At 34.8% G+C, this 17,032-nt stretch carries 5 protein-coding genes; all 5 read left to right on the top strand.

Annotated elements, in window-relative coordinates; translation table 11 throughout:
- Window positions 1–169 precede the first annotated feature (169 nt).
- Window positions 170–7,171 (top strand): hypothetical protein, encoded by a 7,002-nt coding sequence (locus BB050_RS02750; RefSeq protein ID WP_066032520.1) that lies wholly within the window; start codon window positions 170–172, stop codon window positions 7,169–7,171.
- Window positions 7,172–7,183: 12 nt separating this feature from the next.
- The gene (locus BB050_RS02755) at window positions 7,184–12,958 is read left to right on the top strand and encodes a VWA domain-containing protein (RefSeq protein ID WP_066032521.1); all 5,775 of its coding nucleotides are present in this window, start codon (window positions 7,184–7,186) and stop codon (window positions 12,956–12,958) included.
- A 95-nt stretch (window positions 12,959–13,053) separates the two neighbouring features.
- Window positions 13,054–15,576 (top strand): hypothetical protein, encoded by a 2,523-nt coding sequence (locus tag BB050_RS02760; protein ID WP_066032522.1) that lies wholly within the window; start codon window positions 13,054–13,056, stop codon window positions 15,574–15,576.
- 42 nt (window positions 15,577–15,618) lie between these two features.
- On the top strand, window positions 15,619–15,891 hold the full coding sequence (locus tag BB050_RS02765; RefSeq protein WP_066032523.1) for a hypothetical protein: 273 nt from the start codon (window positions 15,619–15,621) through the stop codon (window positions 15,889–15,891).
- A gap of 340 nt (window positions 15,892–16,231) precedes the next feature.
- Window positions 16,232–17,029, top strand: coding sequence for a DUF5977 domain-containing protein (locus BB050_RS02770; protein WP_066032524.1), 798 nt, complete (start codon window positions 16,232–16,234; stop codon window positions 17,027–17,029).
- Window positions 17,030–17,032 lie beyond the last annotated feature (3 nt).

Genomic DNA, 17,032 nt, shown 5'->3' on the forward strand with positions numbered 1-17,032 from the left:
GTAAAACAAAATCAAAAAATACTTTTCAAACCCCTTCCTGTCCTCTCTTTCAAGAAAGGAATACAGAATACTTATGCCTTTTTCAAAAGACAAATCATTCTGGCATAATTAGAAGGCAAATTTTGAATTGTAATCGACAAACCATTAACAAAGAAATAAACTTAAAAATATGTCAAATCAAATAATGCATCCGTCATTAAGCCAATTATTACCATTGGACAAGATTCCAAATGAGCTCGAGGCAATTAGAGATGCACTTGCCAGTCTTTTTGATTCTGTATTTGTAAAAAATCTTATTGCCAGTCAAAGCTATGACAACTCTTCTGGTTTTTACAGCATGACATTAACCACGTACAATTCTCTTGGACTTGATATTCCGCTTGCACAAGATTTAAAACTAGTTTTGAATCCAACCGTAGACGGCAATACCGAAATTCCTATCAGTTTTGATTACTCTTGGATTATTCTAAAGTACATCAATGATTTCAATTTTGAATCATTCGACAATACTATTGAATCCGTATTACGTATTCTTTTTGAATTAGCAGAAATCAACGAAAAAACATTTTTAAATGAACTTATTAATACTTTTTATCCTGGTGCTAATGCATTAGTAGATTTTGTTAATCAGTTTAATAGCGTACACACAGACGCTTTAGCAACTTTAAACGACCCGAATGCCTCTTTTGATAATCAGGTAGAACATTTATCACAACAGATAGGAAGTTTGGATATCGACTTGCTAAAATTTGCTTACGATGCTCTTTTGAATGTTGGAAATGAAGGATTAGATCGTTTGAAAAAATTGTTTGCTCGCTATTTCGATAATATCGAAAAAAACATCAAAGAGGCTTTAACGCTTCAGTTTAGAATGGCTATTAATGAAATTAGCGTAGGGCTTCAATTTCCTCACAAATGGTTACGACCAGTTTATACAGGTACCGAAAATGTTACCACTGATATAGTTTTAGATCAACCTTTACCAGATAATTATTTTAGCTACTTAAAATTTGATGTTGGAAGCTTGGAATATTCTTCTAATCGCGGATTTATCTTTAATAATATCTCCAGTTTTAGTTTAAACAGATCTATGATTGGAAACACTGGATTAATCGCAGAGTTTTCAGGATTAAAAGTAGATTTAAGCAGAGATAAAAATATTCCTGAAGCAGATGCTGACGGAAGAGGAGCAGCATTTAGAGGAGTTTACGCTGAAAAAGCGGCTATTAAATTACCCGAAAAATGGTTTAAAAAAGAAAACGATGCTACATTACAAATCGCTGGAAAACAGTTATTAATTGGTACTGAAGGTGGAATTTCTGGAACAATCGGATTAGAATCGCTAATTGTTGGAAATCCTATCAGTGAGACTGATTACATGTGGTTTAATCTAGCCAAAAGTTTCAGAGTTGGTTTTAACAAATTTGATATTTCCTTCAAACAAAATAGAGTTATCTCTTCTAACATAAAGGGTGCATTAGAAATTCCAAAATTTAAGAAAGGTAATATTCCATTTATTGTTGACATTGAAGGCCACTTATACGACGACGGAGACTTTAATCTTACTGCTTCTTTCGATAAAGAAAATGAGCCACAAGCGAATTTATTTGGTCTAGTAGATTTCGATTTTCACAGTTTTGAACTTGGAAAACAAGATGACGATTATTATGTAGGAACATCTTGTTATGTATCCTTCCCCGAAGGGACATTAATGAACAGGTTGGCTAAAGGTCAAGGTTTTGATGTGGAAAAACTTCGCATTTATAGCGATGGAAACATTGAAGTTGAAGGAGGTTCTATCCCAATTCCGATTAATTTATCTGTGAATCTTGGACCGGTTCAGATGGCAGTAAGCAACATCAATTTTGGTTCAACACAAATTAATGGACATAAATATAATTTCTGGGGATTTGATGGTGCTATCAGTGTCAATCCGCTTGGATTAGACGCTCGCGGTGAGGGTATTAAATACTATTACAGCACAGAAGAAGGATTCAAAGATTCTTTCATCAGAATCCAGACTATTGAAGTCGATTTGATGATTCCTGGAACAGCTTCAGAAGAGTCTGCTATGGCTATTATTCATGGTATGATTTCGTTACCTCAACCAGGAGAATCACAAGAATTTATGGGAGAGGTTTCATTAAAACTACCTAAAGCTAAAATTACAGGAAGTGTAGGAATGCGTTTTGCGCCTAAATACCCCGCGTTCTTAGTTGATGCAGGTATTGAATTGCCTACAGGTATTCCGTTAGGATTTCTTTCAATCACAGGTTTCAGAGGTTTATTAGGATTTAGATATGTGGCTACTAAAAAAGCTGCTGGATTAACAGTAGATAATTCTTGGTACGAATATTATAAACATCCAAAAGCGGGAATTAATATTAGAAAATTCAGTGGGCCACCTGATTCTATGCAATATAAAAATCCGTTTTCTATTGGAGCGGGTGCAACCTTTGAATCAACAGGCGGAACCATTTTAAACATGCGAGCCATGTTATTGCTTTCTCTGCCGACTCTATTTTATATTGAAGCAGGATTAAATGTACTTGGTGACAGATTAGGTCCTATTGAAAAAGATCAAAGCACTCCTCCATTCTTTGCAATGGTTGCTTTTGGAGATGATTCACTAGAATTGGCGGCTGGAGCAGATTTCCAAATGCCTAAAGATGGCGGACAAATTATTCAATTGCACGCTTTATTAGAAGCTGGATTTTTCTTCAAAAATCAGAAGCCTTGGTACATCAATCTAGGCTCTAAAAAAGATCCAATTACCGCTAGAATCTTAACCTTATTTACAGCCAAAGCATTTATAATGTTGTCTGCTCAAGGAATTGAAGCTGGAGCAAGATTAGACTTTAAACTCGAGAAAAGCTTCGGACCTGCAAAAGTCAAATTATGGGCTTATTTGGAAATGGGCGGAAAAATTTCATTCAAACGTCCGCAAATGGGTGGTTACATTGCCGCTGGTGGAGGAATTCAAATTAAAATCTGGATCATTAATGTTGAAATTGTCTTAGATACTATTTTCTCTGTCGAATCATTTAAACCATTCTTGATTTATGCAAAATTAGAATTAAGCGTACGCGTTAAGCTTGGTTTCGTAAGAGTTCGTAAAAACTTCTTGATTGAACTTCAATGGGATATCAACAGAATTGTTGACCGTACGCCGTACAGTCCGCTTCCTAAAGGCACATATGGAGACGCTAATGACAACAGAACTGCCGATTCTGTAAAAGGAGTCCACATGCTTACAAACGAAGCTTTCTTGCTTGATTATTTTAATCAGATGCCTAGTCCAACTGCGATTTCTAAAGTGATTCCGCTAGACACTTACATCGATATTAAAATGACGAAAGGAGTATTACCTAACACTAGTCTTTCTAAAATAATTGGTGGATATACGGCAGATGCGAAAAATTACACTGATTTAATGCCTCCTGAAGCAACATCAAAAGCAGGCAGAAAACTTCGTCAGGTGAAACACCAATATTCAATTGAATCGATTGAATTACTTTCTGCAAATGGAAACTCTTGGGAACCTTATCATCCTTTTAAAGCAGTTGTAGATTCAACATCCAGAGATCTTGTAAAAGATTTACCGTGGGCGCAATGGCAAAAAGTAATCGATCAGTATGATAGCATTCGTGTATTGGCAACTAATCCATTTTCATACCTAAGCGCAGGAGAACCTGGCTGGCATGTTCCAGAACAATTCGGAATCACACCTTCTAAGTTATTCTGTGTCTCTGATAAAATTGAAGCAGAATATGTCAACTTTAAAAATAAAAAAATAGGAAAACGTTATTATGTACCTACTCAATATGAAGCAGATAGAATCAATGGTCTGTTCTTTAAACTCGTTGGTGAAACTCCTGAAATCGTGGATGGCAAGCTTTCTGGCGGGGATTTTATGAGCATTTCTGGAGAAAGCAACCCTCATGGTTTTAGAAGATCGCTTTCATTCAAAAATTATGATCAAGTCGAAATTATTTTCCCTGAATCTGCTATTGAACCAACTTTAAAACTTACAACTCAAGCCAAAACAGTCAATATTAGAGCCTATAGTTCAGTCTTTGAAAACGGAGATAAACTTGCAAAATATGTTCCTGTTAAAATTAGAAAAACTGCAGATTCAACAGCTCTTGAAGAAGTAAGCTATACTAAAGCAGAGCTGAGATCTCCAATAACTTTATTTGATGAAAACGGTGCTATTTTATCGAAGAATAAAATTGATAGAATTGTTATTAGTCCTGTGGCTGCAAATGCTAATGCCATTTTAGAAGTTAGAAATAAAATTGCTGCGCTATTTAATGCTACTTACACTTCAGCTGATGGAGAGTTTGTTGTATCTGAACCAAGCGATATAGTAGAATACGATCGCTTAATGGCTCTATTAGCAGAATTAAAAGCAGAGGCAGGTAACGATAACCCAACCGGAACTTCTGCTCCATTAACATTTACTCGTTTTTATGGATATAACGAAAAAGCCCTTTTTGCCTTTGATAAAGTTTTCAAATACAATGATACTTATTTAATTTCATTTCATCCGACACCGAAAACTACTGTTATCGCACAAATAGATGCAAAAGGAAATCTGTTAAGAGAGCGTTTATTGAATGGCTTGGTAACATCAATGCAAGTGGTAAATACTAATTTATTAATCACTCAAGCTTTAGATGCAACACAGTGCAAAGGAATTGGAGAAGCAATTGTTGATGATACTTTTATTGTGGGTTGCGTAGCTCCTACTGCAACAACTGCTATTGTTGAACTTGATTCTGAGTTAAACAGAAATTCTGGAATGCAGTATATGAATACGTATTCTGAAGGTTTCAACAAGCTGATTTCATTGCCCAATAATGAACTGCTTTGGATTAATACTTTGTCAGATGGAACTCAAATTAACTGGGTAAATGGTACCGACCGTTCTCTAGTTCGCCGTATAAAAGTAGATGAGGTCGCAATTAAAGTTCTTCAGCATAATAATACTGATTTCAGTTTGATTACTAAAAACAAAAAAATCATTCATTTCAGTATCGATGCAAGTGCTAAAACGATTACAGTAACAGATACAAAATTAGTTTCAGAACCATCCATTTCTGAAATTACCGATGCAGTAATTGCCAATGGCAAAGTATTGCTGACGGTTAAATTGACAAACGGAAAATTCGGATTGGCTCAAATTAATGGAACTGCTATTACAGTTGTGAAAAACGATGTCATTTTTGATTCCGCGGTTTATTTATCGAATAACACTCTGTCTGACAATTCTGTTATTGCTTATAATGAGAAATACCTATTTGTATTTAATACTTCATTAAGCCTTACGAGATTAATCGAAAGAGGAAGTGCAAATGAAAAAGCCTCTATTATTAACATTCAAAATGAACCTTCGGAGAATGAGATTCTAATGCTTTCTTCGAAACAAAATGAAAAAGGAATTTATTTCTCTCTATTTAATGATCAATTTGATAACTGTTCTTTATATCCAAAAGAAACTGTTTCAGTTATTTCTTCTGCATCTGCTTTGACAGAATCAGATACGTCTTTTGCGGACTTAGGTGGCACTGCTAAAGCGGTTTATACAAGAGAAACAAAATCTTCAAATTTATTGACAATTAATGCTCTTATTTGTTCTGCTGGGGGAGATTCTGATGATGATAACGAAGTAAACTACTCTACTTCTATTCAAGAAATTGGATGGTTAACTAAGGAAAGCGCGATGCACAATCTAACTATTCCTGGTTCTATCGCTGTTGCTGAAGATAATCAAGCAATGGAAGCTGCAATTCAAAATACGGTTCAGCCGATTTGGAGACCAAATTCAACTTATTGCTTAAAATTCACTTTGGCAGATAGAGTAGATGATAAAGACACTACTAGATTCGATTACTATTATGGTTTCAAAACATTAGGACCTGTTGGGCACTATCCTGTTCTAGATCCTGTGGTTCCTGCTGGACAAACAGTTGTTAAAAATGAATTGACTGATTTATCAAAATCACCATTGACTTCATTGAGACAGTATTTAGATTACAACCGTTCTTATCCAAATGCCGATGGAAGTTTATTATTATCTAAACCTTCATTCTATGGAAATGAGCAATGTAAAGTGTCATTGTTCTTTAAAAATCCTTATGTGTATCATATGCTTAAAGATTGGGATGCTTACGACAGCAGAGCAAAAATTGATGGTGCTTTAAATCTTATTATTAAAGATCCTTTGAATGATGTACTTATTCAATATCCGTTACCAGTACAAACCGTAGAAAATCCTACTACGTATCCGCGTGCAGAAAAAGAAAACACAAAATGGGTTGACGATAACGATCCTAGAATTCCTCTAAACATCCAAATGTTGCAAAACATGATTAAAGGAAGTACTGGTAAAATAAAATGTGACATTACAATTGGAGATGCCTTAAAACCAAAATCGTATGGATATGAGGTCAAATTAACCGATTTAAAACCTTCGAAATTATATACTGTTTTAGCGAAAAACTATTTCGATAAAAATCAAAATAATCAAATCGAAGACTCGGAAAATGTATTGGTGCACCAATTTGGTTTCCAAACTTCTCGATACAGAGATTTTGCAGAGCAAATTAATAGTTATGAACTAGATGAAGCTACAGGACGTAAAGCTTTATTTGATATACCATTAAGCTTAAGTGAGGATCAGATTACATCTTTAAACAATGTTATTTTTGGAATTGATGACACTCTAAGTAATTCAATTGCTTTAAAATATCAACATCTATTTGATCGCGCTATCGAGGGAATCTTAAAAATGTCTCCTGTTGATCCTGCTCAATCTACAGAAGTAAACCGAATTGTAAATACTAACACTGGTGATGTTGTGGCCCTTTTAGTTCGTAATCCAGAGCCATTCAATATTCCTAAAATTCCATTAGAAGAAATTCAAAAAACTATTGCTGTAGTTGACGATGCTGGCGTAGCAAAAACAAACTATCAAGTGTTGCATTCTAAAGATTATGCGCAGGTATTAATTATGAATAACAGTAAAAAAATTACTGATTCAAATTTAAATATCAAGTTCGAATATAGGATGTGGAATAATAACGGATCTACTGCACAGTATTCAACACCATTAACAGTTCGTGCTGCCGAGCCAGTAACCTTAACTATAGAAAATATAAATCTTTAAAAAACAATAAAAATGAGTTCTATAAATCTTCAAGAAAGCCAATCCTCAGGTTGCGAAACATACATCGCTATCGTTGTCGATGAGTCGGGTTCGATAAATGGCAATGAAGCGCAGCAAATACGAGATGGGCTGACTTCATTTATCAATTCTCAATCTCAAAGCAAAATTACACTTTCGTTAATCGGAATGTCTGGCAGCGACAGCAATTCAAGATCAGAGCACGTTATTCAAAAAAGAATTTCGGGAAATGCTTCCAGTTTTTTAAGTTGGATTAACGGTTTTGGTTCAAGATCAGCCGACACTCAATCAGATCACTGGGCTTCTGGTTTAGAAGTTGTGAATAACTTGACCGTAATTCCAGACGTTGTCGTAGTTGTTACAGATGGTTTGCAGGTCAATGATACCGATTTACTGAAAAATTTATATCAAAATCTGGATGATAAATCACATATTTTTGTTTACGGTGTTACAAGCACCGTAAACAATGCTACCGAGTTGGTAACACCGATTACTAACTTTTTAGGAAAAATGCCTGTACTAAAAAGCAACGGTCTTTCTATTCTAAATACAGACTATATAAGAGTTCCTGATTTTAGCACCCTAGGAGCAGAATTAAATCAGTTAAGCAGCGATCTGTCAGGCGCACAGATTGGATGCCTACCGAATGTGAGCATCATTCAAAATAAATTAGTTTATCCTGTTTTAAAGAAAGGTCTTGCCGTACACGAAAGTGCTGGTACTTTGGTTCTTAGAAACAAAAGTCGTGTTCCTCTTACTTTGCCCGCAGGAGTAAGAATCCATAATGCAAGCAGTCTAGGCGGATTGGTTTTGAGACTTCAGGATACTGTTGTTATACCTGGTTTGGCTAGTGTAGAAGTTGCCATTCGAATTGACGGAACACCTTCTGTAATGGATAGCTATAATGCTCTAATTGTTTTACCAAATGTTTCTAATCCTAGCAATTTTAAAATCAGTTTTACTGTAAGCAAAGAGATTTATATTGTTGATATTAATTCTAGCAAAACTGCTTTGCAATCTACAAGTTTACAGATCGCAGCAGCGGGTTCTAAAGGTATAGATAGTACAAAAGGAATTCATCTTCGTTGGCTTCTGGCTGGAGAATTGGGAGCAAACCACCTTCCGAAAGGAGATTTATATACAGGGGGCATTTCTAATTATAACAAACCTGATGATTTCGTAAAACTGTATAGAGCACCTTATTCTAAAGTTATCTATAACTTAGATTTAACAAAAAAACCTCAGTCTGTAGACAACAATAAAGCATTATGGGTTTATAAAACTCCTGCTCTGCAAAGATCAATCTATGTTTATTTTAAAAATAAGGCAAAATATCTTTTAACAAGAGCCAACATCAACCCAATGACAAATCCATCTGGTTTTATTGAAGCTTATGGAAATGAGATTATTGAGGTCGAAAATAAAAGTGAATTATTTTTTGCTGCCGAACTTAAGTTTAGTTCTGCGGATAGCTCTAGCACTGTTAAATTAGAAACGTTATCTGTTGCTGAAAACAGCATTGTTGCATCTAAAAGAGTTACAAATCGTAAAACCTATTCTTCTGCGCAGATTAATGCCATTCGTGTCATAGCCGAAAATGGAAGAAGCATTCGTTTTAAAGCAAATAAATGTTTATTAAGCGAAATCAATTTTGAATTTTATGGTGATTTTATTCAAAATGCAAATATGAATGGCAACTGGGATTTAAAAGGAAGATATGCTTTAACTACTAGTGACAGTAAAGCATTTGAACAATTAGAACCAAAGCTAAATGCTGTTCACGGAAAATGGTTAAAATTTAATGATGGAGAATATGTCAACATAAACAACTATAAAGACAAATGGAAACGTACAACAGCTGAAGGGGATAAAAACATCAAAGAGGTTGTTGAAAGTTACATCGATCTAAGTCTTGACGGTACAAATCCAACTGCAATAGAAACTGTCGAATTTAAAGACAATGTTCCTACTAATGAACCTCAAAATGGAGAAACGGCAGAATTTGCCCATAATACAACCGAAATATCTAATCTAGATTTATTGAACATTGCTGCAAATGATTATCATATTGCCAGAATGTTAGGTTTAGGATGCATTGACATTGATCAAGCAGTTCTTTCCGGAGAATATATCTATCTAACGGAATATGTTACGTTTAAGAATTTAGAAGGCGGAACAGCAGCTAAAGAAGTACAGCACCTTTCTATGAGTATTCCAACTTCTGTAAACACAGAGCGTTTGCCTATTCCTGTACAATTGAGTAAATTTTTACCAGGCCTTAACGCAGGTTCTGATGAAGATGATCAATCTGCAAAAATTACAGATCCAAATGGATATAGTTTTGATGGAAAGAAAAGATATGTGAGTTTGTTTATGAATGACATCGCCGATTACAGTGTAAATACTGCTTTCTTCGATTCTACTGATGAATTTGACGGAAGCTCTTTTACATTCCCAATCTATGCAGGAGTCGATTATAAATTTAAAGGTGAGTTGAATTGGCAAAAACCAGAATTAGCTTGTGACACAGCATATTCTAACGTTACCAAAGACTTAGCCACAGCTTCTTTTGAACCTTCGCCTATTATTATTCCTGAGTCGGGAAAATCATTTTTGAATGTTCGCCAAGAAAAAACAGGTTTACAAACCTATATATATCAAGGTTATGGCATTAATATTTTCTCGAGAGCAGCATCTGGAAGACAATTAGAGATTACTTCCGAAATTAAGCCAAATAATACGCTATTGCCTCCATCTGGAATTAATTCTTTACTGATTACAGAAGAAAATCCGTTGATGTTTACTTCGATGAGTGAACAGATTAAACTGAAAACACTTTTAGATAATGAGTCAATAACTGATAAGACTTATATCCGTCTTCTTTTTGAGTATTATTCTGCTCAGGAATTATTAAGTTATAGCATTCCAGATGGAATGACTAAAGAAGATGCTTTACTTTCTGATAAAATTTATCCGGATAATGAAGAGGTGTTTACCGATTATTTTAAACTTTATTTCAGAGATAGTCTTCCTCAAATTGAACATGCAAAAATTGCAGCTATTACTGATAGCTCTTCAAATGAACTAACCTCAATTATTAGAATTAACGAATACAAAATTCTAAGTAGCGGAGAAGACATTAAAATTAACTTAACCAATGTCAATAAGGATCGATTTATCGGAGGTATTTTAACGGTTGGTGAAGAAAACTATATAATTCAGAACATTAATGTTGTTACCACAGCAGGAAAATTTGATTATGCAGATGTCGAAGTCCTTAAAAAAGAAGTAGGCCAAAGCCTTTCTGACGGGAATGCAACAATCGATTCCGAACAGATTAAGCAAATCAAAAAACCAGTTAACGAATTATGTTCATTAGTTGAAAATATGCTAACGCCTGCAAACTGGCGCCAGCCAAGTCCGATTGGTTTTCATGTGCAAGTGCCACAAGCCTTAAAAACTGTTAATAGAGAAATTGTTTCACAAAAAGACAGTCAAGGAAATGATACTTTGCAGGTAGAAAAAACTCGAGGTATTTGGAGTGAAAAAGTAGTTGTTGAAAAAGTTCTGGAACAAGCTTTTCAAGTAGATGCAAACGGAGAATACGTATTAAATAACGACGGAAATCCAATTCCGCTCCCAACGACAGAGAAAAAACATTTTGGTTTATATCAGCTTACTTTCAAAGGATTAAAATTAGCTCAGCATCCACAATTCAATAATGGCAATCAACATTCTGTTGAATGGATGAACGGTACAGTTCGTTTATTTACGAAAAGCTGTTTTGAAGGCTCTACTCCGATTCCAGTAAAATCGAGAAAAGAATTTAAAGTTATACGTGCAGACAATATCGGAACAGACCAAGATTTAGTATTAACGATCAATGATCCAAATTTTAAAATTAAAAAAGACGGAACCCAAGAAATGGATCCGACTTATGATCATATTATTCTTGAAGTGGATGCGAACAACAGCCCAAAAGAGCAAAAAGTAAATTATTATCCAAGTTATAAAGTATATCTTTTTGCAGATTCTTCAAACGGAATTACAAAAGAAAGTATTCAGCCAAGAGAAGGAGAAAATACGCATTATTCAATTTTTGGAATTAGCAGCCATTCGAATGCTTATAATTATGATTCTAAAATTAGTGCTCCAACTCCAATGTATGCGGTTAGAATTGAAAAGCCTATTAAACCTGAAGATGTAAAAGGGCCATTGTATGCAACTAGACCTGACTTTTTTAACAGATCTACATACACCTTTACAACCAGATATACTCACAAACCTTATGGAATGCTACATTACAGAGCAAATGACCAAGCTTTATTAAGCGCTTTATACGAAACAGCAACAATTGCTGCAATTCGTGAAAAACTTAGTAAACTTGGAGGAAATAATGAAGCGTATTTTACTAATAGATGGCAAAATTTCTTAGACTTTAACGGACTTCAAAATGCCATTAATTATGAAACTTATCCTCCTGCAAGTGCTTCTGAAGAAAATTATCATTTCCCAATTCCTGATAGTGAGTTATTAAAAGCTGAGATTAATGAATTTATCAAATGGCATAATACAACACAAAATCAAAGTGTCCCTAACATAACCTCTTTAACTGCTCTTAATCAAATCATTATTCCGAAGACAGCGGGAATTGAAGAAGATTTATTAGCGATACATTTTATAGAACAAGTCATTCATGCCACTTTTGTGCCGCTTACTGAAGTTCCTGTTATTTACGAATATATTAATGGTAACGATTATGTACCGGTTAATAAAAAGCAGACGATTAAAGACAAGAACGGAAATATTCTAAAATATCCGCATCCTGATTTAGACATTGCACCAATGATGAAAATCACAGATACCACTCAGTTTAGAACTCAGTTTACAGATTTTAATCTAGACGGAAATTCACAAAACATTTATTTCTACGGTGTTCGTGAAATGGATATTAAAATGAATTTCAGTGAATTTAGCACTTTCTTGGGACCTGTAAAATTAGTTCCTTCTAGTCCGCCACAAACACCAGAGATTAAGAGAATTATGCCTGTTTTAGAAAATCAGGTTCTAGGAATCAAGCCTTCTGTTCAAATTGAATTAAATGCTTATAAACCAGAATACAACATCAGAAAAATAAATATCTATCGTGCAAAAAATATGCTTGATGCACAATCAATTAGAACGATGACTCCTGTTAAAGAAATTTTGATTAATGAGGACACTTTGTCTATTGATTTTAATAGTGTTTGGACAGTTTATGATGAATTTGAAGATTTAGAAAGTGTTCCTTTTGGTGATGGTCTTTTCTATAGAGTTACGGTTTCAAGAGAAATTGAATATGCTGATCCGAGTTCGACTGATCTTAACCCAATTATTAATATTGATTACACGCCATCTCAGCCATCAAAAATTACAGCTACAATAATTGCTGATAATATCGCTCCAGAATCTCCAGAATTAACAGCAACTGGCGCTCCAACTGGAGAAAATGAATCTGTATTGAAACCAGTTGTCTTTAGTTGGGAGAAAACGGTTCATAATGGTAAATATCATTTGTATAAAATGAATAATCAAGGAAACTGGGACAAAATTCAAGAGAAAACCTCTAATGACAATATTGTGACATTGGCATTACTTGAAACTAAACTAGAAACAGACGAATTGGCTACTAAAAATAGTGATGATGAAAGAATCTACCATCATTTCAAAGTGCTTGCTGAAAATTCTTCAGGCATGTTTAGTAGTGAAGAAAAAATTCTAACCCTATAAATTCTAAAATGAATCCCAACGAAATTGTTTGTTGGGATTCAAAATCAAGCTAATCAAAAATAATATTTACAGAAAGAAAATAAATTTCAAACAACATGGCAACAGACAGAACTAACATTGGCTACAAATTCGAAAACGGCGATATTCCGACAGGGGCAGATTTCCAAGAGGTGTTTAAAAGTTTCGTTCATATTGACGAGGATAAAGCCGATTTTCAAATGGTCGAAACAGGAACCGATGACCAGCATTATGTAACTCCTGCCCTTTTGCGCGCAGGTTTACAAAATATCGGTATCATTACAGGAAATAGCTACATGCCTCTTAAAGAGCATTTTGACTCTTTTGTTGGCAATACGATTACGCTACAATATTCGCCAATCAATTTCAGTGTTAAAGTATTTAAAAACGGACAATTATTACTCGAAAGAGAAGGCGAAGGAAATGATGGAGATTACATCATCAATTATGAAATGGCCAAAATTACTTTTTCGGGGAACATTGATAATAGAAATATTGAAGTCGATTATTGGTATAAAAATTTAACTCCAAATCCAGGAGGCGGTGGTTCTGGCGAACAAATTGACTTTACGAGTTTTTTACATACTTCAGGAAATGAAACTAAAAACGGAATCCTGACTTTCAACAACACAACTCCTACCTCAACAAGCGGAATTGTATTAACAAACAGTGGCGATGTTGCCTCAAAAGTATTGGATGTAACAGTTAGCGGTGCCGGAAGTGGTATTGCGGTTCAAAATACAGCAGCAGGAACTGGTATTAAGGTATCAAACACTGGAGCTGGAGCAGGCTTACAAGTAAACTCTTCTTCGACGGCAACAGGAAATCCTTTGCAAGTATCGAAAGATAATATTGTAAAAGCTAAAATTGATGCTGAGGGAATTGTTACAGCGAAAAGATTTGTTAGCGAAGGCGGAACAGCTGAAAAATTTGTAAAAGGAGATGGATCTTTTGATGATAAAGTTTACGCTGAAGACACAAAAGTAATTCATACTTCTGGTAATGAAACTAAAGACGGAGCTTTAAAATTAACGCACAATACTTCGGTAGATGATGTTTTAACAATTGAGAAAAATAATAGTGCAAACTGCTTAAAATTAGTTCAAAACTCTAGCTCTAGTGCGACTACTTCTACTTTTGACACTAGTACTGAAAATGTTAACAGAAAAGCGATTAGTGTTCAAAAAATACAAGTCGAAAAAGCCTTTATCACACACGACGGAAACGTATCGGGAACTTCATTTACAACCTTAAACGAAAAAGCAGATATTACAGATGGCTTTTTAACATTAGCAGCTTCTGATTCTGCAACTGCAATGGCTGGTCATGCAAAATTATACGCCAAAACAGACGGGACTACCGATTTGTATGTTATGGGTAGTGATGGGGTTGAGAAGAAGATTGGTGAAAATGGCGGTGATTTATCTGCTTACGCAAAAATTGATTCACCATCATTTATTGGGGTACCAACTGCTCCAACTGCTGCGGTTGGAACTAATACGAATCAATTGGCAACTACAGCTTTTGTTCTAGCGAATGCATCTCCTAGCATACCACATTTAGAATATGATAATAGTAATAAAACGGTTTGGAATAATGGTCAAGGAAATATTAGCACTAATTTAGCTTTCGGAGAAAATGTTTTATCTTCAAATACAACAGGAAATGTCAATACTGGAATTGGTCAACAGAGTTTGTTGAACAATACTACTGGATTATCAAATACAGCTGTAGGGTGGTCGTCTCTTAGAAATGTAGAATCAGGAAGTGAAAATACTGCAATTGGTTCTAACTCTCTTTCACAATGTAAAGGCAACAAGAACACTGCCATTGGTAAAGCGGCTGGAACGTACTTATCAACCGGTAGCGACAATATTTTCATAGGAAGAGAAACTGGTTCTGGGATAACTACAGGATCTGGAAACGTGATAATTGGATATACGGCTACTAATGCTACAGATCTAACTAATAACATAATTATTGCAAATGGTGTAGGCCAACAAAAAGCAAGACACGATGGAACAAATTGGACTTTATCAGGTAATGTGACAGGTAATAGTTTTATTAAGACAGGTGGTACAGCTTCGCAATTTTTAAAAGCTGATGGAAGTCTAGATAGTAATTCTTACATTAGTGCAGCTTCACCTGCTTTAACAGGAGTTCCAACAGCTCCTACTGCTGCGTTAGGAACAAATACTACTCAAATTGCTACGACAGCATTTGTAAAAAATGAAATCTCAAATGGAACATATACTCCTACAGTAACAAACGGACCAAATGTTACTGAAGCATTATTAACTAGAGCTTCTTATACACGAGTAGGAAATACCATTACCGTTTCGATTTCTGCATCAGCAACCTATAACGGAAATAATTCATTTGGTAATATTGTAGTTACACTACCTCAAAACAGGGCAACCGCACAAATTTTGGATGTTGGATCAGGCGTTGCATCTGAAATTGGAACAGTTTCCAGTTATCTACCTGTTTATTGCCAGTCTCAAAATAATAATTCTGTAAATCTTGTTTTTAAACCTGGTTCAGTAGTTACATCAAAATTTCAAATTGCAGCTGTTTTTCAATACTCAATTTTAGAGTAAAAAAAAATAATCTTAAACAATACATTAAAACAAATAAAAAAAATGGAAAATACAAAAATCAACAAAGAAGAAGCAAACACAATCAACGCAGAACAATTAAAGAAATTACAAGATTTTAATGTCTTTATGGATAAGGCGAGATTATCGTTGGGAGAATTGTCTATTCAATATGAGTTTCAAAAAGCAGATATTTTAAGTCAGATTGCCGTTCAGCAACAAAACTTCAATGAATTGGAAAAAGCCATTAAAGAAGAATACGGAGATATTCGTGTGAACATTGAAACTGGCGAAATCGTAAAGCAAGAACAAGAATAATTCTTGATCATAATTTTTAGATAGTTATTTAGGAACCACAAATTTATAGCCTGTCTGGCGTGGTTCCTATTAACTTTTATTAGAGCTTTTAAAGCCATTATTTGTACAAATTAAGTGCAAACTTCCATCATATTCTTCGTCTATTTACTTCAAAGACAATCTGCTTCATTTCAATTATTGCTTCCGATAAAACTTCAAGTTACAGCAATAAATTATAGCATTTCAAAAAAGTGAAATCAAAAAGCATCTAAAAATAGCTTTTCACTTCATCAAACTTAGTCGTTGCTCATAGCAATTCTTCTCTAAGTTGAGACAAATCATAATCAATTATAAACAAAGTATGGAATATTACAATATAGCCAAGTCATTGACTGCGGCAAAAAATGATTGCGCTGCCGGAGTCATGGGAACTTCCGTTACACTTACTGCAAATGCAAATCAATTTGTATCGACAATAAGTGTTGAAGATGCCAATGCAAAAGCAGATGCATGGTTAGCGGCAAATGTTCAGGCCTATGCCAATAATGTAGGTTCGTGCAGAATTACAGCCTGGAGAGGAGTAAATCCGTCTTGTGTTGTTGAACCTGATGTAAACTTATCACCTTTTAACTACATGGTTATTAGATACAAATGGGCATTAGGAGCAGGACAAGATTTCGACACTTATACCGGAATTATTAATTCTGGAACCACCTTAGATAATAAATGGATGGGATGGGGTCACGGATTTAATAACGAAATTCCAATAAATGCACAAGCTGCAGATTCTTACATCATGTGGGCTGGCGACAATACACAAGCAAATGGTGTAGAAAGCTGTCTTGTGAATTTTAGCAAAATAACCAGAGACTACCCAACCTTAAATACTGTTCAGATAAGAATGGCTGGCTCATGGTATAGAACTGTCGGAACAGGAAATATAGATGTAGAAATAGTTACGTATCTCGGCGGTACAATGCAAAAATCAGGCTATGACATCATTAATGTTGGCGGAACTCTGGTTGATCGAAAGAACTTTTCTAAAAAAGTACCTATCCAAGGAACCAATTTGGCTAAAAACATTGAAGCCGTTACTAATCTCGGATACATTACCTACATCAAAGACTCGTCTACAGGAAAAATCGTAATTAAATATTAAAAA

It is taken from the genome of Flavobacterium anhuiense (genome assembly GCF_001705175.1).
In the GTDB taxonomy this organism is placed as follows: Bacteria; Bacteroidota; Bacteroidia; order Flavobacteriales; family Flavobacteriaceae; genus Flavobacterium; species Flavobacterium anhuiense.

Coding starts and splice junctions, on each gene's coding strand:
- BB050_RS02750 (WP_066032520.1), top strand. CDS start 170: ATGTCAAATCAAATAATGCATCCGTCATTAAGCCAATTATTACCATTG.
- BB050_RS02755 (WP_066032521.1), top strand. CDS start 7,184: ATGAGTTCTATAAATCTTCAAGAAAGCCAATCCTCAGGTTGCGAAACA.
- BB050_RS02760 (WP_066032522.1), top strand. CDS start 13,054: ATGGCAACAGACAGAACTAACATTGGCTACAAATTCGAAAACGGCGAT.
- BB050_RS02765 (WP_066032523.1), top strand. CDS start 15,619: ATGGAAAATACAAAAATCAACAAAGAAGAAGCAAACACAATCAACGCA.
- BB050_RS02770 (WP_066032524.1), top strand. CDS start 16,232: ATGGAATATTACAATATAGCCAAGTCATTGACTGCGGCAAAAAATGAT.